This window comes from Halomonas sp. Mc5H-6 (assembly GCF_024124705.1).
GTDB classification, from domain to species: domain Bacteria; phylum Pseudomonadota; class Gammaproteobacteria; order Pseudomonadales; family Halomonadaceae; genus Vreelandella; species Vreelandella subterranea.
The window spans coordinates 261,382-277,857 of the sequence record NZ_JAMXSI010000001.1 but is presented as its reverse complement, the minus strand read 5'-3'; the positions used below and the strand labels follow the sequence as shown (position 1 = coordinate 277,857).

The 16,476-nt window shown below is 59.7% G+C and carries 16 protein-coding genes; 2 read left to right on the top strand and 14 right to left on the bottom strand.

What is annotated here, in order from left to right:
- Positions 1-3: 3 nt before the first annotated feature.
- From NH395_RS01290 to NH395_RS01240, 11 genes are all read right to left on the bottom strand, one after another.
- A complete protein-coding gene (locus NH395_RS01290) occupies positions 4-990 on the bottom strand; it encodes a DNA polymerase III subunit delta' (protein WP_066321011.1) in 987 nt (328 codons plus the stop codon).
- The gene (tmk, locus tag NH395_RS01285) at positions 981-1,634 is read right to left on the bottom strand and encodes a dTMP kinase (RefSeq protein WP_253021846.1); all 654 of its coding nucleotides are present in this window, start codon (positions 1,632-1,634) and stop codon (positions 981-983) included. The genes NH395_RS01290 and tmk overlap by 10 nt, the downstream gene beginning before the upstream one ends.
- Before the next feature lie 18 nt (positions 1,635-1,652).
- Complete coding sequence (mltG, locus tag NH395_RS01280; RefSeq protein WP_199825243.1) at positions 1,653-2,660, bottom strand: endolytic transglycosylase MltG; 1,008 nt, start codon at positions 2,658-2,660, stop codon at positions 1,653-1,655.
- A gap of 24 nt (positions 2,661-2,684) precedes the next feature.
- Positions 2,685-3,488: an aminodeoxychorismate lyase gene (pabC, locus tag NH395_RS01275; protein WP_253021844.1), complete on the bottom strand. Its 804-nt coding sequence runs from the start codon at positions 3,486-3,488 to the stop codon at positions 2,685-2,687.
- Positions 3,489-3,494: 6 nt separating this feature from the next.
- The gene (fabF, locus tag NH395_RS01270; RefSeq protein ID WP_066321015.1) at positions 3,495-4,733 is read right to left on the bottom strand and encodes a beta-ketoacyl-ACP synthase II; all 1,239 of its coding nucleotides are present in this window, start codon (positions 4,731-4,733) and stop codon (positions 3,495-3,497) included.
- 197 nt (positions 4,734-4,930) lie between these two features.
- On the bottom strand, positions 4,931-5,164 hold the full coding sequence (gene acpP / locus NH395_RS01265; protein WP_008956801.1) for an acyl carrier protein: 234 nt from the start codon (positions 5,162-5,164) through the stop codon (positions 4,931-4,933).
- A 124-nt stretch (positions 5,165-5,288) separates the two neighbouring features.
- A complete protein-coding gene (gene fabG / locus NH395_RS01260; RefSeq protein ID WP_253021842.1) occupies positions 5,289-6,032 on the bottom strand; it encodes a 3-oxoacyl-ACP reductase FabG in 744 nt (247 codons plus the stop codon).
- Between the two features lie 55 nt (positions 6,033-6,087).
- Complete coding sequence (gene fabD / locus NH395_RS01255) at positions 6,088-7,047, bottom strand: ACP S-malonyltransferase (RefSeq protein WP_253021840.1); 960 nt, start codon at positions 7,045-7,047, stop codon at positions 6,088-6,090.
- Between the two features lie 132 nt (positions 7,048-7,179).
- Positions 7,180-8,202, bottom strand: coding sequence for a phosphate acyltransferase PlsX (plsX, locus tag NH395_RS01250; protein ID WP_253021838.1), 1,023 nt, complete (start codon positions 8,200-8,202; stop codon positions 7,180-7,182).
- A 42-nt stretch (positions 8,203-8,244) separates the two neighbouring features.
- On the bottom strand, positions 8,245-8,415 hold the full coding sequence (gene rpmF / locus NH395_RS01245) for a 50S ribosomal protein L32 (protein ID WP_027335444.1): 171 nt from the start codon (positions 8,413-8,415) through the stop codon (positions 8,245-8,247).
- A gap of 34 nt (positions 8,416-8,449) precedes the next feature.
- Positions 8,450-8,977: a YceD family protein gene (locus NH395_RS01240; protein WP_253021836.1), complete on the bottom strand. Its 528-nt coding sequence runs from the start codon at positions 8,975-8,977 to the stop codon at positions 8,450-8,452.
- A gap of 155 nt (positions 8,978-9,132) precedes the next feature.
- On the opposite strand from NH395_RS01240, the gene NH395_RS01235 reads away from it, so the two are divergent.
- Positions 9,133-9,747, top strand: coding sequence for a nucleoside triphosphate pyrophosphatase (locus tag NH395_RS01235; RefSeq protein ID WP_253021835.1), 615 nt, complete (start codon positions 9,133-9,135; stop codon positions 9,745-9,747).
- Here the strand turns inward: NH395_RS01235 and sppA are convergent.
- Genes sppA through NH395_RS01220 form a run of 3 tightly spaced genes read right to left on the bottom strand, consistent with a single transcriptional unit; the run spans position 9,735 to position 12,449 of the window.
- Positions 9,735-10,844 (bottom strand): signal peptide peptidase SppA, encoded by a 1,110-nt coding sequence (gene sppA, locus NH395_RS01230; RefSeq protein WP_253021834.1) that lies wholly within the window; start codon positions 10,842-10,844, stop codon positions 9,735-9,737. The two genes, NH395_RS01235 and sppA, sit on opposite strands and share 13 nt — an antisense overlap.
- A 3-nt stretch (positions 10,845-10,847) precedes the next feature.
- Entirely contained in the window at positions 10,848-11,498 is a 651-nt protein-coding gene (locus NH395_RS01225) for an HAD-IA family hydrolase (RefSeq protein WP_253021833.1), read from the bottom strand.
- A 9-nt stretch (positions 11,499-11,507) separates the two neighbouring features.
- A complete protein-coding gene (locus tag NH395_RS01220; RefSeq protein WP_066321025.1) occupies positions 11,508-12,449 on the bottom strand; it encodes an RluA family pseudouridine synthase in 942 nt (313 codons plus the stop codon).
- A gap of 663 nt (positions 12,450-13,112) precedes the next feature.
- Here NH395_RS01220 and rne point away from each other — a divergent pair.
- Complete coding sequence (rne, locus tag NH395_RS01215) at positions 13,113-16,466, top strand: ribonuclease E (RefSeq protein ID WP_253021832.1); 3,354 nt, start codon at positions 13,113-13,115, stop codon at positions 16,464-16,466.
- Positions 16,467-16,476 lie beyond the last annotated feature (10 nt).

Sequence of the window (16,476 nt, the reverse complement as noted above, 5' to 3'; positions counted from 1 at the left end):
GGTCTAGGAGCGGAGCAATGCCGACCAGCGTACCAGCCACGCTTCCAGCACAAGCTGCGGATTGGGATTGGCACCAACAGCGAGCAGGCGGCGCTGCTCGCGGGCATAGTCCAGCAGTTTAAACCAGTCCCGTACCCGGGCATTTTTCACCGCTTGACGGTAAAGCGGAAGTAAATCGGGATTGCGCAGGGAGGAGGTGGAGCCGGACAGCCCCAGCCTGATCAGGTCTTCGAGCCAGGCAATACCGTACCATAAAATCGCATCTATCGCCTGACGGTCTAGCCGCGCGGCTTCAGACACCGGCTCCCCGCCCCGCACCAGCTGTTCGAAACAGTCGTGCAACTGCTGTCGCAAGGCGCGGGCCTCGGGAGCGGCAAGCTCGACCGCGCGCAACGGCAGTCCACCTGACACCTGCCACCAGAAGCGCGCTTCGTCCTCGCCTGCCAACTGTTCGGTCAACCAGCCCAGGCAATCGGCTAATGCAACGCTGGGTAGCGGCCACTGCTGGCAGCGCGAGCGAATGGTGGGCAGCACTCTGGAGGGCACGTCCGCCAAGAGGATAAACAATGTTTGATCGCCCGGCTCTTCCAGGCTTTTCAACAGCGCGTTTGACGCCGCCACGTTCATGGCTTCAGCCGGCGAGATAACGATGACCCTGTAGCCACCCTGCTGCGCCGTTTGCGAGACGAAGCGATTGACGTCACGAATGGTATCGATGCGAATCTGGCGCTTGCCTTCTTCCGGCGCAATGCGCAGCAAATCGGGATGGTAGCCAGAGGCCAGCAGTTGACAGCTGCGGCACTGGCCACAGGCCTGCTCGCCCGGGGCGGCACACATGGTCCGGGCAATCAGTGCCTCCGCCAGGCGCTGCTTGCCGACGCCATGCTCGCCGCTGAACAGCAACGCATGGGGCATTCGTCCGGTGTCCGCAAGACGGCATAGCTGGCGCCAGGTGGGTTCATGCCAGGGCAGTACACCGCTCAGTCCCATAACGCGACTCGCCGGGCCAGGGTGTCACAGATATCGGACTGGACCTCCGCCAGGGACTGGTGGGCGTTGATCACGGCAAACCGCTCCGGCGCTTGTTCGGCCCTCGCCAGGTAGGCATTACGGACGGCCTGAAAGAAGTCTGCCTGCTCCTTTTCAAACCGGTCTCGCTGGGTATGCTGGTCGCGCAGGCGTGATTCCAGGCGTTGCTTGGCAGCGTCGTGTGGCATATCCAGCAATAGCGTCAGATCAGGCGCCAGCCCCTTCTGCACAAACGCCTCAAGCGCTGCGATACGCTCTACCGGAATCCCTCGGCCGCCACCCTGATAGGCATATGTCGCGTCGGTGAAGCGATCACAGACCACCCAGGCACCCCGCGCCAGTGCAGGCAGAATCTTTTCGGCCAGATGCTGGGCGCGGGCGGCAAACATGAGCAGCAGCTCAGCGTCAGTATGCAGCCATTCCTCGGGGGCAGGGTCCAACAGCAGTTGGCGAATCGCTTCCGCCCGAGGCGTTCCCCCTGGCTCCCGCGTGGCCACCACTTCGATTCCCTGCGCTTCCAGCCAGGCCACCACGAACTGCATATTGGTGGACTTACCTACACCTTCACCGCCTTCTAGGGTGATAAAGCGACCGTGCTTCGTCATCATGGCCTCTGGGTAATATTAGTCACGGTTGCGGATATAACGGTTCACGGCGTTGTTATGCTCCCGCAGCGTGCTCGAGAACTTATGGGTGCCGTCGCCCCGCGAGACAAAATACAGCGTATCGCCCGGTAGAGGGTTCACGGCGGCTTCCAGCGAAGCCCGACCCGGCATCGCGATAGGCGTCGGCGGCAGCCCATCAATCACGTAGGTGTTGTAGGGCGTGGCCTCGCGCAAATCGGCATGGCTAATCCGTCCCTCATAGCGCTCCCCCATGCCATAGATAACCGTCGGGTCGGTTTGCAGCCGCATGCCCCTTTCCATCCGCCGCTTGAAAACGCCCGCGATTTCACGCCGCTCTTCAGGCGCCCCGGTTTCGCGTTCGATCAACGATGCCATGATCAACGCCTCATAGGGCGAGTCGATGGTCAGATCGTCGTCGCGTTCCGCCCATACCTCTTCAAGTATGCGCTCCATACGCTCAAGCGACTGACGCAGGATATCGACGTCGCTCATCCCCAGGTGATAGTGATAGGTATCGGGGAAGAACCAGCCTTCCGGATAGGTTCCCTCACGACCAAGCAGCGCCATGACCTCCTCATCGCTCATATCCGCCGTGCGCTGTTCAAGTTTGGGAGCTGCTGCCAGTTGCTCACGCATCTGGGCAAAGGTCCATCCTTCGGGGAAGGTCAGCGGATAGGTCACGACATCGTGACTGTCGAACAGCGCCAGAAGCTCCATGCCGGTCATGCCAGGCTCGAGAAGATATTCCCCGGTGCGCAAATCCGGCAAATCCTGCGGCTGCAGTTTCGTCATCAGCTGGAAAGCCCAGGCATCCTCAATAATGCCTTGCGCCTCCAACTCACCGACAACGCGGTTAAGACCGGCACCCGAGGGCACTTGATACAGCGTGGGTTCATCAATCGTCAGCGGCGCATCAAGCCGCTGCTGCCAATAAGCATAACCACCGACGACACCGGCAACGCCCACCATTACCACCATGGCCAGTGCCACCACCAAGCGTTTCACTATAAGACCTCAATATTCAATACGTTAAGGCGTCGCTGGGTAACCGAGCAACGGGTGGGCCACCGCTTGCAGGGGATCATGCCTGGACACCCCCCAGTGACGCAGGAGTGCGCCTTGCGCCGTCCACAATGCATTGACCGGCCATACGCCCTGCACTGAGTTGGCCAGCCACAGCCGGTCAACCAACGCGACCTCATCAATCGGCAATTGGGCGAGGGTCACGAGCTGCGCGTCAATCAACGCGGCGCGCAGCGTGCCTTCAACACCGCACTGGTCCAGCGCCGGCGTCATGATGCGCCCGCCCTTTTCCCAAAACAGGTTCATGCTGGTCGCTTCCACGGCCAGGCCGTGATCATCGGCCAGCAAGCCTTCACGGTAGTCCGTTGTCTGCCATTCCTGGCGAGCCAGCACATTTTCAAGACGGTTGAGATGCTTGATACCCGCCAAACGCGGTTGCCGGGCAAGGCGTAACGAACAGATACGCACGCTGACGCCCTGTGCCCAGGCCGACGGATCTGGCTGAAAAGGCACACGACGGCTCATAAGACGGGGCACCGCCACGTCAGGCGTCGCGTAGCCGCGACCACCACTCCCCCGGGTGACGATAATCTTGAGCACTTCCCACCCGGCAGCGGGTGTTGCTTGCCAGGTACCCGCCAAATCGGCTGGCGATGGCGGGTCGATTTTCAGGCGCTCACAGCCCAACTGAAGCCGCTCCAGATGCTGCTGCCAGAGCACCGGCTGACCATCGCGCAGCAGAACGGTTTCAAAGACGCCGTCGCCGTAGGCCAGCCCGCGGTCGTCAAAAGGTACCCAGGGCTGGCTCATACCGGCTTACACCTTTTTGAACAGCAATGACCCGTTGGTACCGCCAAAGCCAAAGGAGTTCGACAGCACAGCATCGATGCGCATGTCACGAGCCGTGTGCGGGACGTAATCCAGTCGGCAGCCTTCCTGCGGATTGTCGAGGTTAATCGTGGGCGGTGCGATCTGGTCACGGATAGCCAGCACGCTAAACACCGCCTCCACGGCCCCAGCCGCTCCCAACAGGTGGCCAATCATCGACTTGGTCGAACTGACGGCCACTTTTTCAGCCGCCTGGCCCATGACTTTCTCGACGGCCCGGCTTTCAGCCAGATCGCCTGATGCTGTCGAGGTACCATGAGCGTTGATATAGTCCACCTCGGCAGGATCGATCTGCGCGTCCTTGATGGCGTTACTCATCGACAACGCAGCACCACTGCCATCTTCGGGTGGCGACGTCATGTGGTAAGCGTCATCGCTCATGCCAAACCCGGCCAGTTCCGCATAGATGGTTGCGCCGCGAGCCTTGGCGTGCTCGAACTCTTCAAGCACCAGCACACCGGCCCCGTCAGACAACACAAAGCCGTCACGATCGGTATCCCAGGGACGGCTGGCCGCCTGGGGGTCATCATTGCGGGTCGACAGCGCGCGGGCGGCTGCAAACCCACCCAGGCCAAGCGGTGTCGTGGCCATTTCCGCGCCACCGCAGACCATCACGTCGGCATCGCCATAGGCGATGGTGCGCGCACTATAGCCAATATTGTGCGTCCCCGTGGTACAGGCTGTGGTAATCGCAATATTGGGCCCTTTGAAGCCGTGCTGAATCGCCATATTGCCCGAGATCATGTTGATGATCGACCCTGGGACAAAAAAGGGCGAAATTCTGCGCGCTCCGCCTTTATTCAGCGCATCGTGATTGTGCTCGATCATAGGCAATCCGCCAATGCCGGACCCAATCGCCACACCGATGCGGTCAGCGTTGGCTTCGGTGCACTCAAGACCTGAATCCTGAATCGCCTGAGCGCCCGCGGCCATGCCGTACTGGATGAACAAGTCCATCTTGCGGGCATCTTTGGGGTTCAGATACGGGCTGATGTCAAAATTTTTGACCGACCCGCCAAACCGCGTGTTGAAGCCGCTGGTATCGAAATGCTCAATCGGCGCGATACCGCTCTGCCCGGCCACAATATTGGCCCACGATTCCTGGACCGTATTTCCAACTGGGGTTACCAGACCTAGCCCGGTTACCACTACCCTTCTTCGCGCCATCAACCTTCCTCCAGGCATCCATGGTGACTCGACCCTTGTGAGTCATTATCAGTCGTCAAAGTTGCCGCTAGTATAACGGAGATTGAACGTTATATTCAGTGCGACCGCAAAGCAAAAAAGCCGTCCCCTGGAAGGACGGCTTTTTAATGCGGGTAGACATCAAGCCACCTACCCGGGTTCGATGCATCAACTAAGCCTTACTGATGGGCGTTAACGTAGTCGATGGCTTCTTGCACCGTGGTGATTTTCTCGGCTTCTTCGTCCGGAATCTCCGTATCGAACTCTTCTTCCAACGCCATGACGAGCTCAACTGTGTCAAGCGAGTCAGCACCCAGGTCTTCAGTAAAAGAAGAGCTATTCTGGATATCTTCTTCTTTAACGTTCAGGCGCTCAGCCACTACTTTCTTTACGCGCTCTTCAATAGTACTCATCAACGTACTCCAGTCATTCACATTAGCCGTTTTGGATAACCAGCTATTTGGGAACCGCAAGCCAAAAGCTGCGGGGTAGTTTATAGACGCCCTTGAGCTGACGCAACCGCCAAACTCAAGGCCATCAACGCATATTCATGCCGCCGTTAACATGCAGCGTCTCGCCGGTGATGTATCCTGCCGCATCACTGGCCAGAAACCCCACAGCAGCGGCAATTTCATCCGGCGAACCCAGGCGCGCCAACGGAATCTGCTTGAGCAGCATTTCGTGCTGCGCTTCAGGTAGCGCTTCGGTCATGTCAGTGGCGATAAACCCCGGGGCCACCGAGTTGACCGTAATGGCCCGCGAAGCGACCTCACGGGCCAGCGCTCGGCTAAAGCCTTCCATGCCCGCCTTGGCCGCCGCGTAGTTAGTCTGGCCCAGGTTGCCCATGGTCGCCACCACCGAGCTGATCGACACAATACGCCCAAAACGCGCCTTGGTCATCCCTCGCAAACACGCTTTGCTGACGCGGTAAACGGATTTGAGATTGGTGTCCATCACCGAGTCCCACTCGTCTTCCTTCATGCGCATCAATAAATTGTCGCGGGTGATGCCGGCATTGTTGACCAGAATAGTCGGCGCAGCAAATCGCTCCGCAATGGTTTTCAACACGTCATCGATGCTCGCCTGATCGGTGACATCGAGGCATAAGCCAGCCCCTTCAATGCCCTGATCTGCGAAGTCGGCATCAATCTTGGCCGCCCCCGCATCGCTCGTCGCTGTACCAACGACAATACGTCCCTGGCGGCTCAGTTCGTAAGCGACCGCCCGGCCGATGCCACGACTGGCACCCGTAACAAGCGCTACTCTACGTTCTTGGGTCATAAGGTACTGCCTTTCACCATGTAAATAAGCAAGGATAGCGGAAAATCACCACTTATCATGCATCATCCGCCAACGCGTCGCGGGCCAACTCAAGTGCAGCATCCAAGCTATCGGGATCGTTGACCGCCAGGCTTTTACTGCCACGCACAATACGCTTATTCAAGCCGGTCAGCACTTTACCCGGGCCACACTCGATAAACACGTTAGCCCCCTGGGCAGCCATCGTCTCGACACAGTCGCTCCAGCGCACGGGTTGATAGAGCTGTTCGATCAGCCGTGTGCGCAGCGTGTCAACGTCAGCATGCGCCTCGGCGTCTACGTTTTGAATGACCGTGTAGCGCGGCGGACGCAGCTCGATTTCCTGCATCGCCGCCGCCAGGCGGTCCGCTGCCGGGCGCATGAGGCTGCAGTGGGAAGGCACGGAAACCGGTAGCGGCATCGCCCGCTTGGCGCCCGCTTCCTGACACGCCACAATCGCCCGCTCGACGGCTGCCTTGTCGCCCGCAATCACCACCTGGCCCGGGGCATTGTAGTTGACGGCTGACACGACGTCCCCTTGCGCTGCGCTGGCACAGGCGGCCTCCACAGACGCGTTATCGAGCCCCAGAATGGCGGCCATACCGCCTTCTCCCGCTGGCACTGCGTGCTGCATGGCCTCACCGCGAAGGCGAACCAGTTTAACGCCCTCGGCAAACCCCAGCACACCGGCACAGACCATGGCGCTGTATTCACCCAGGCTGTGCCCTGCCATGACCGTCGGGCGCGGCCCTTCCAGCTCTTGCCAGACACGCCATATCGCTATGCTGGCGGACAGCAACGCTGGCTGAGTGCATTCGGTAGCATTTAGCGAGGCTTCTGGCCCCTCTTGAACGACTTTCCATAAGTCGTAGCGTAACGCATCCGACGCTTCCTCAAAGGTCGTTCCCACCACGCTGTAACGCTCGGCAAGCTCGCGCAGCATTCCAAGCTGCTGAGAGCCCTGCCCGGGAAAAATGAGGGCAAGGGGTTGAGACATGTCGTTCACCTTTGCTCTTGTAGGCATTTGCTCAGTTGAGCGATAGACGCGGTCATGGGCACATCCTGCTGCTCACCATGACCCGCTAACCTGCGATGCAATGACACCATCACTGCACCATTAAAACAGTCGCTACTCATTGAAGGACCAGCGCTTGGCAAGCCGCTCGGGCAGGTTGTGCTCAACTTCCTGCATCGCGCGGCGAATGGCATAGTAAAAGCCATCTGCACGGGTACCTCCGTGGCTTTTCACCACGATACCCTGCAAGCCTAGTAAGCTGGCACCGTTGTAGCGTACCGGATCCAGTTCTTGCTTTAAGTGCTTTAGCACGGGCTTGCCAATCCAGCTCGCCAGGCGCCCTCTCAGGCGCGACGCAAACGCCAGTTGCACCCGCTCGACCAGCATTCCGGCCAAACCCTCGCTGGCCTTGAGAACGGCATTGCCTGCAAAACCATCACAGACAATCACATCCAGTTCGCCCTGAAAGATATCGCCGCCCTCGGCATAACCCAGGTAGGCAAATGGCAAGCTGTCCGCCGATTCGCGAAGCAATCTGTCGGCTTCGCGCACGCTGGCACTGCCTTTGGTTGACTCGGCACCAACGTTGAGTAATGCCGCGCGCGGGCGCGCGATACCGTCCACCTGCTCTGCCATTGCCGCACCAATCAGGGCAAACTCGACCAGACGGCTCGCTGGCGAGTCAACATTGGCGCCCAGATCCAGCAAATAACAGCGCCGCCCACCGCGCGCAGGAATGGCCGTACTGATAGCCGGTCGTGACATACCCGCCAGCATGCCCAGCTCGCGCCGGGCCAGCGCCACCAGGGCTGCCGTATTGCCAACGCTGACACCCGCCAGGGCATCGCCCTGGGCCAGGCAACGCAGCATTTGCGCCATACTGGTCGACTGCCCGCGGCGCAATGCCCAGGCAGCCGTCGCCGTCGCCGCCACGCTATGAGCCACATCATGGACCAATAAACGTGACGTTGCCGCAGCCAAAGGCCGCGGCAAACGCGAAAGCTCAGCACTGATCTGCTGATGCGGACCAAACAGAATAAGCTCGAGACCAGGGGTTTCGATAACGGCCCTGGCTGCCCCTTCAATCAGCGCGTGAGGACCTTGGTCGCCCCCCATCACATCAATTGCTAGGCGCACAAAGCACCCATTCGTTTAGTCGTATCGATCGGCAGAGACGCTTTACGCGTCAACCACCTTGCGACCGCGGTAGAAACCATCCGGCGAAACGTGGTGGCGCAGGTGGGTGGTGCCGGTTTCTTTGTCTTGAGACAGCGTCGGGGCGGTCAGCGCATCGTGGCTACGACGCATACCGCGCTTGGAACGAGTTTTACGGTTCTTTTGAACTGCCATGGGAGTACTCCAGGGTCTGTCGGATTATGGGTGCTTACTTCTTGCCTTTCAGCGTGCTAAGCACCGCGAAAGGATTGACGGGGGTTGTTTCCTGCTCCCCGCCTTCTGTCTTGCTGACCAGTTGCTCTGCCGAAACGTGGCACTCTGCTTCCTCGTGGTAAACCACTTGGGGCAGACTGAGGATCAGTTCATCTTCAACGACCGTCAGCAAGTCCAGCTGTTCATGTTCCACCAGCACCGGCTCATGACTGGCTGGCAGCTCTCCGGCCAAGCTTTCATCAGCGACCATCCCTAACAGGAAATCGCTGGTAACGTGCTGGCTGAGCGGCTCCAGACAACGGCGGCAAGGCAGCGCCAGTGTCGCTTGCATATGACCACGAATTTCACGTCGCCCCTGAGCATCGACACCAAATTCGAGCACGACGTGACAGTCGCCCGATTGGAGTCCGGCTTCTTCGGCGAGGCGTGGCAGCCTATCAAGCGCTACCAGGCCTTCGAGTCGTTCGCGGCGGGCTGCAAGCTTATAAGGCTCAACCCGGCTGGGGAGTTGTGAGGTCAACATAGGCGCGCAATGATAGGCACTCCCCATGCTGGTGTCAAAGCCAAGGACGCAATTCTTTGTGGTCGTGCGGTAGGATAAGCCCCAAGTTTGGGTAAACTGGGCAACTATCATACCGATTGACTGCAAACGACTCTTACCTCACGAAGGAAAACTGCATGCCTCATACAACGCCTGCGCTTGTCCTGGCCTCAAGTTCGCGTTCGCGCCGCGCGCTGCTCGACCGCCTGCAGATGCCCTATGAATGCTGCTCGCCCGATATCGATGAAACGCCCAGAGAGGCAGAAACACCGCACCAGCTGGTTCATCGACTGGCGTTAAGCAAAGCCAACGCCGTGGCCGAACGGTTTAACGACCATTTGATTATCGGCTCTGATCAGGTTGCCGTCTTCGAGGGCGACATCCTGGGCAAGCCCCACACCAGCGAGCGCGCCGAACATAATCTCAACCGCTTTTCCGGCCAACGGGTGACCTTCCTGACGGGTCTGGCACTACTCGATACCCGCCATCAGTCGCACCGCGTTCACGTAGAGCCCTTCGAGGTGGTCTTCCGGCAGCTAAGCCGAGAGGAAATAAGTGTTTACGTCGCTAAAGAACAGCCGCTCGATAGCGCAGGCAGCTTTCGCATGGAGGGCCTGGGCATCGCGCTGTTCGAACGCCTGGAGGGGCACGATCCCAACGCCCTGGTGGGCCTACCCTTGATCGCCCTTTGCAGCATGCTGCGCCAAGCGGGCCTCGACCCGCTTGGCAGCAACCTTCCTCAGGGTGATTGAAAACGCAGCGGCGAAGGGGATGTGTCGACCCCCAGAAGCTGGGCGGCCGTTCGAGTGAAGCGCCGGGTCAGCCGATCGAACGGGTCCAGGCTCGGCGTGTAGTTTTGCCACTCGACCTCATCGCCGTACTCACGGGCAACATCATCGATACTACCCAACTGGTCGATCAGCCCCAGCGCCTGGGCCTGCTCGCCGCTCCATACCAGGCCGCTGAACAAGGATTCATCATCACTCAAACGATCACCGCGCCCCGCTTTTACATCATCGATGAACTGCTGGTGGGTACTGTTCAACACGCTCTGCCAGAATTCTTCGTCTTCGTCGTCAAACGGCTGAAAGGGGTCGAGAAAGGCCTTGTTGTCCCCGGCGGTCAACACGCGCCGCTCGACGCCCACCCGATCGATGGCTTCCTGCAGCCCGAAGCCGGAATAAATCACCCCGATGGAACCCACCAGACTCACCGGCGAGGCCACGATGTCGTCAGCAGCGGCGGCAATGTAGTAAGCGCCGCTGGCACCGATGTCTTCAATGACGGCCACGATGGGTTTATCCCCCGATTCGCGCAGCCGCATGATTTCCGCATAAACCCGCTGTGACTGCACAGGGCTGCCGCCCGGGCTGTTGATATGAAGCACCACGGCCTTGGCGCTATCGGCCTCCCAGGCGTTGCGCAGCCCTTCAATGATCCGCTCGGCATTGGCTGGTGCGTCCTCGGCGATCACGCCGTTAACGTCCACTCTGGCGAGGTGTGCAGCAGCGGGCGTCGCTTCCGACGGGGCATAGAACCGGTATATGCCCAGCCCCAGCGCCACCGCGAACAGGCTCAGCATCAACAGGCGAAAAAACAGCTTCCAACGACGCGAACGCCGCTGCTCTGCCAACACACCGCCAATCCAGTGATCCATCATCTCGATCTGCGCCAGCCGCTGGCGCTCACGCAGCGTATCGGCGTCGTCATCGGGATGCCCCGCCTCCTCATGCCGCTTTTTATTAGGCGGCACTTCGGGGCCCTGGGTCCAACGATCTTCCGTCTTCTGCTGCTCGGCCGATGGCGATGTATCGTTTTCCATGTCGCTGCGCGAATCATCGTCCTTCATCATTTATCCCTGTAGCCATGTAAAAAGTTCATCAACACTGTGCACGATCTCGTGCGGCTGGCTGGCCGCCAGGCGCTCAGGGGAATGAACGCCATAACTGACGCCGACACGGGGCATGCCGAGTGAGCGCGCCATTTCCAGGTCATACTCGGTATCCCCTACCATGACCGCCCGTTCGGCAGGAATCGAGAGTTCGTCGAGCAATTCCTGCAGCATTTGCGGGTGAGGCTTGGAACGTGTCTCGTCGGCGGTGCGGCTGGCGTGAAACCAGTCAAGGCTCCCTGTCTCCTGGAAAACCCGGTCCAGCCCACGGCGGCTTTTACCCGTCGCGACCGCCAGTTTCTGCGCCCCATTTAACCGAAGCCGCGCCAGATGATCTTCCACACCGGCGAAAAATCGCATGGGCGTGGTATCCACATGCACAAATTGATGCGCGTAGGCTTGGCGAAGACGCTCGGCCTGCTCTGGCGATATACCCGGGCAAAGCGTTTCAATGGCTTCAGGCAACCCCAGCCCGATGATGTTCTCGATATCCGCCCGGGGAAGCATCCCCAATCCCGCTTCGAGCCCCGCCGCCTGCATGCACGACACGATACGCGGCACCGAGTCCATCAGCGTGCCGTCCCAATCAAAGATAACCAGTTCATAGCGCATGGGAGCTCCTTATCGACGCACGCGATCAAGCGCGTTTTCCAGCGCCTCGGGCAGCGGCGCCTTGACCGTGACGGGGCGTCCATTGGAAGGCTCGGGGAACGTCAGCGAGCGGGCATGCAAGAAAAGCCGGGCAAGCCCGAGCTGCTTGGTAAGCAGGCCGCTCTCTCGATTGGCATACTTGTCATCCCCGAGCAGCGCATGACCGGCATGCGCGGCATGCACACGGATCTGATGCGTCCGCCCGGTCACCGGCTCGGCTTCAATAAGGGTGGCTTTTGCAAACGTCTCGACAACCGCAAAATGGGTGCGCGACACCTTACCATTGGGGTCTACCCTGACACGCCGCTCGCCGTTGCCCGCATCATAGCGATCCAGACGGGCGCTTTCGTAGGTCTTGCGTGCTGGCCAGCGGCCTGCCACCAGTGCCAGATAGCGCTTGTCCATGCCGTGCTTTTTCAGCGACTCGTTCAGGGTGACAAGTGCATCCCGGGATTTGGCCAGCAGCAGGCAGCCCGAGGTATCGCGGTCCAGACGGTGAACCAGTTCCAAGAACGTCAGGTCGTCGCGCACCTGACGAAGCGCTTCGATCAGGCCGATTTTAACCCCGCTACCGCCATGAACCGCGAGCCCTGACGGTTTATTGAGCACCATCCAGTCCGGCCCCTCCATGATAACGCTGCCGACCAGCAGATCACGCAAATTGTCGCTGACTTCCTTGACTGCCTCACGGGGTGCCAAACGTAGCGGTGGAATGCGCACCAGATCGCCGGACTGGAGCCGGTAATCGACCTTGATGCGCTTTTTATTCACGCGCACCTCGCCCTTGCGCACGATCCGGTAAATCAACGCACGCGGCGCGCCTTTAAGGCGGGTCATCAAAAAATTATCAATTCGCTGGCCAGATTGTTCCTGGGCAATTTCCACCCACTGTACTTCACGCCCTTCGGCCATTGCCGCGCACTCCTGCTGATAGGCTAAAACGGCATTCTACCGTAGACCAAACACCAATGCGTCAATTGCTGGTCGTTTGCTTTACTGTTATATTCCAAAGCGCTTACCGGCCGATAGAGATCATTGATAGCATCGCGTTGTCATTAGCTAATTGATGGTATCCACATGATAATCGGCCAGCGCCTGCCCGACTAACACGCAGGCCGAAGCAAGAGGCGTGGCTCAGTGTACGCATTATCCACCCCTCGCCGTAAAAAAATGCAGTAACTCTGCCGCCCGTTTTCAATACGGCAGAGAAGATTGTGCCCAACCCTGAACGGTGGGCAATCGCTTAAAACGCCACGTCCTAAGTAGCCAGGCTGAAACGTCACAACGCGCTGCCTGCTTAAGACGACAAAGTTCAACACCGTGCCGATGACGGTGTTGGTGAATCGATGAATGCCAGGTGTTGGCGGTGTCAGCAGGGCCGGATGGACGTGACAGCCACCGAAACATGTCTTGCCTCCGCCACGTACTCAACGCCTAATTAGCCAGGTCGGCGGTCATGCCTTCCTGGTAAAATGCGTCAGCATCGCTATGCGCCGAGCACAAGCACGCAGCACCCAGCGGTTCGCCACATCACCCCAAGGTGGTTCGTCGGCACGCTACGCTATGCGAGACATTATGAAAAGAATGCTGATCAATGCGACCCAGCCTGAAGAGCTGCGCGTCGCTCTGGTTGATGGACAACGGTTGTATGACCTTGATATCGAGTCCGGCGCACGAGAACAGAAAAAAGCCAATATTTATCGCGGCAAGATCACCCGCGTCGAACCTTCACTGGAAGCGGCCTTCGTTGACTTCGGTGCCGAACGTCATGGGTTTCTGCCGCTAAAGGAAATCTCGCGGGAATATTTCGTCAAGGATGTTTCCGGCCGCCCGAGTATTAAAGAGGTGCTCAAAGAAGGCCAGGAAGTCATTGTCCAGGTCGACAAGGAGGAACGTGGCAATAAAGGCGCGGCGTTAACCACCTTTATAAGCCTGGCCGGACGCTTTCTGGTACTGATGCCCAACAATCCCCGCGCCGGCGGTATCTCACGCCGCATCGAGGGCGATGAGCGCAGCGACTTGAAAGAGGCCATGAGCCATCTTACCGTGCCCGACAAGATGGGCCTGATCGTGCGCACCGCCGGCATCGGCCGAAGCCCTGAAGAACTGCAGTGGGACCTGGACTACCTTGTTCAGGTATGGGAGTCGATCACGACCGAAGCGGGCAAACGCGCCGCGCCCTTCCTCATCTATCGCGAATCCAACGTGATCATCCGCGCGATGCGGGACTACCTGCGCCAGGATATTGGCGAAGTCTTGATCGACAGCCCCGAGATACACGCGGAAGCGCTCGCCTTCATTCGTCAGGTGATGCCGTCTTACCAGCAGAAGATCAAGCTGTACGCCGACGAAGTACCGCTGTTCTCGCGCTTTCAGATCGAATCGCAAATCGAAACGGCCTACCAGCGCGAAGTCAAGCTGCCTTCGGGCGGCTCGATCGTTATCGACCATACCGAAGCCCTGGTCTCCATCGATATCAACTCGGCTCGCGCCACCCGCGGCAGCGATATCGAAGAAACCGCGCTGCAGACCAACTCGGAAGCCGCCGATGAAATCGCCCGTCAGCTGCGTCTGCGCGACATTGGCGGCCTGGTGGTCATCGACTTTATCGACATGGGCCCCGCCCGCAACCAGCGTGAAGTCGAAAATCGCATGCGCGATGCCCTCAAGCTGGACCGGGCCCGGGTGCAAATCGGCCGCATCTCGCGCTTTGGCCTGATGGAAATGTCACGCCAGCGCCTGCGCCCTTCACTGGGTGAAACCAGCGGCGTGGTCTGCCCGCGCTGCAACGGCCAGGGCACCATTCGCGATGTCCGCTCGCTCTCGCTATCCATCATGCGCCTGATCGAAGAAGAGGCCATGAAAGAGCGCAGCGCGCAGATCCGGGCCATCTTGCCTGTCCCTGTGGCGACGTACCTGCTCAACGAAAAACGTAGCGTGCTGGCCGATATCGAATCCCGCCAGGGCGTTCGCGTCGTTCTGCTGCCCAACCCGGACATGGATACCCCCCATTACGATGTGCAGCGTCTGCGCGATGATCACCTTGACGAAGACGACAGCCAGACGCTCTCAAGCTTTGAGCTATCCACGGATAGCGACATCGGCAAAGAACCGGCGCCAAGCTTTGTGCCTCCTGCTCAGCGCGCTGAAGCGGCGGTTAAAAGCGTTGCCCACAACGCGCCCGCGCCTGCCTCATTGCAGCATGAGCCAAGCCCGGAAAGCCCAGCTCCCGCAAGCAACACCGACGGCGCCAGCATGCTGGGTCGCTTCATGCGCGGATTTGCCAAATTGCTCGGCAACGATGAGCAGCGCCCCGCGTCCACCGAGCAGACCAAGACCCCGTCAGAACCGGCTGCGCCGCGCAAAACCGAGCGTGCCTCTTCCTCTCGTCGTGAAGAGTCGCAACCCAACCGGCAGCGCAGCGATAGTGCAGCCAAGAGCAATACGGGCAATGCCCAGCGCAGCAGCGCCAGCAACGAAACCGACGAAAAGCGTAACGGCCCCAGCCGGACCCGCAACCGTCGCCGCCATCCCCAGCAGGATGAGGGCAACGTCGCCCAGGGCAATGACAAAAAGCCAAACCGTCAGAAAGACACGGCACCGGCAAGTTCTGCCAAGGGCAGCGACAGCGAGACGGCAGGCAAAAGCGCACCCCCCAAAGCCCGTCGCGAGTCGAACCGTGACACCTCGCGCAATGCCGGTGAGGCGAATGCCAGTGACGCTAAAAACGCTGCCAAGGCCAACACCGATACGTCAGCGGCCAAGCAGGATGACGGCAAGCCCAAGCGCACGCGCAATAACCCACGTCAGCGCACGCGTCAGCAGGCCATCAACCCGAAGGCCGAAGCCGAGCAGCTAAAGCTTCAGGAAGAAGCCGCCAAGGCGCCCAGCGAGTCGGGTAATGCGTCAAACGACGCGGTGACAGGCAACGGCAACGAGCGCCAAGCAGATAACCACTCGACCGCCGAGACTTCATCCCAGGCAACTCAGCTAACGGCCGCTGCGCCAGCGGAAACGGCCAAGCAATCGCCCGCTGAGCAGGAAGCAACCTCCTCTTCAGCAGATAGCACTGCTGATTCCGTCGACGAGGCGTCGACCACAACGGCTGAAAGCCCTGCCGATAATGCGGCCAAACCCCGCAAGTCGACGCAGCAACGGCGTCAGCCGAAGCGCGATTCGCGTTCGAAAGGCGGCGATACAGCATCGAATGAAGACACCGACGTGGTGCAGTCGCAGGACCAAGCGACTGTATCAGAGGAGGCTTCTACACATGCCGAGGCCGTTGAAGCGCCAACCACCCAGGCGCCAACAACGGAAGACTCGCCCAAGGCTGAACCCACTGCTGATCAAGCGGACGCTAACACGTCCTCGACGACAGCAACGGAGCAGGCTGCCGCACCAGCGGCCGATGCAGACGCGCCTGAAGAGAACACCTCAGAAGCCGTCTCCAAGCCAGCAGCCAGCGATGAAACGGCTGACGTAAGCAAGCAGCAGGCAGCGCAGACGCCGCAGGATAGCGATGGCGAGCAAGCCGCGTCAGCGCCTGAGGCATCGGAGAAGGCACCTGAGCAACGCACCTCTAAAGAAAGTACTTCTAAAGAAAGCTCTTCTGAAGGAAGTACTTCTGAAAAAAGCACTTCTGACGAAAACGCACCTGAAGTAAGTGCTGAAGCCCCTGCTGAAGCGCAAGCCAAAGATGACACTGCTGAATCAGGCGCTGCAGAGAAGGCCTCGCCTAAGCAGGCACCAGCCACTGAGCCAGCGGCCGAGACGTCATCGCAGCCCGAGGCAACCCCTGCCCAGCAGGCGGCGCCCAATAGCGAAGCAGGCGCTGAAGAAGCCGCAAAACCGCGTCGTCGTCGCAGCCGGGCACATAACGACCCGCGCGAGAAACGCAAGCAGCGGGCAAACGACACGAACGCTGACTAACGACTGAGTC

Coding starts and splice junctions, on each gene's coding strand:
- NH395_RS01240 (WP_253021836.1), bottom strand. CDS start 8,977: ATGTTGACCTCACAACTCCCCAGCCGGGTTGAGCCTTATAAGCTTGCA.
- fabG (WP_253021842.1), bottom strand. CDS start 6,032: ATGACCCAAGAACGTAGAGTAGCGCTTGTTACGGGTGCCAGTCGTGGC.
- NH395_RS01225 (WP_253021833.1), bottom strand. CDS start 11,498: ATGCGCTATGAACTGGTTATCTTTGATTGGGACGGCACGCTGATGGAC.
- rpmF (WP_027335444.1), bottom strand. CDS start 8,415: ATGGCAGTTCAAAAGAACCGTAAAACTCGTTCCAAGCGCGGTATGCGT.
- NH395_RS01235 (WP_253021835.1), top strand. CDS start 9,133: ATGCCTCATACAACGCCTGCGCTTGTCCTGGCCTCAAGTTCGCGTTCG.
- NH395_RS01290 (WP_066321011.1), bottom strand. CDS start 990: ATGGGACTGAGCGGTGTACTGCCCTGGCATGAACCCACCTGGCGCCAG.
- acpP (WP_008956801.1), bottom strand. CDS start 5,164: ATGAGTACTATTGAAGAGCGCGTAAAGAAAGTAGTGGCTGAGCGCCTG.
- rne (WP_253021832.1), top strand. CDS start 13,113: ATGAAAAGAATGCTGATCAATGCGACCCAGCCTGAAGAGCTGCGCGTC.
- NH395_RS01220 (WP_066321025.1), bottom strand. CDS start 12,449: ATGGCCGAAGGGCGTGAAGTACAGTGGGTGGAAATTGCCCAGGAACAA.
- fabF (WP_066321015.1), bottom strand. CDS start 4,733: ATGGCGCGAAGAAGGGTAGTGGTAACCGGGCTAGGTCTGGTAACCCCA.
- tmk (WP_253021846.1), bottom strand. CDS start 1,634: ATGACGAAGCACGGTCGCTTTATCACCCTAGAAGGCGGTGAAGGTGTA.
- sppA (WP_253021834.1), bottom strand. CDS start 10,844: ATGAAGGACGATGATTCGCGCAGCGACATGGAAAACGATACATCGCCA.
- fabD (WP_253021840.1), bottom strand. CDS start 7,047: ATGTCTCAACCCCTTGCCCTCATTTTTCCCGGGCAGGGCTCTCAGCAG.
- pabC (WP_253021844.1), bottom strand. CDS start 3,488: ATGAGCCAGCCCTGGGTACCTTTTGACGACCGCGGGCTGGCCTACGGC.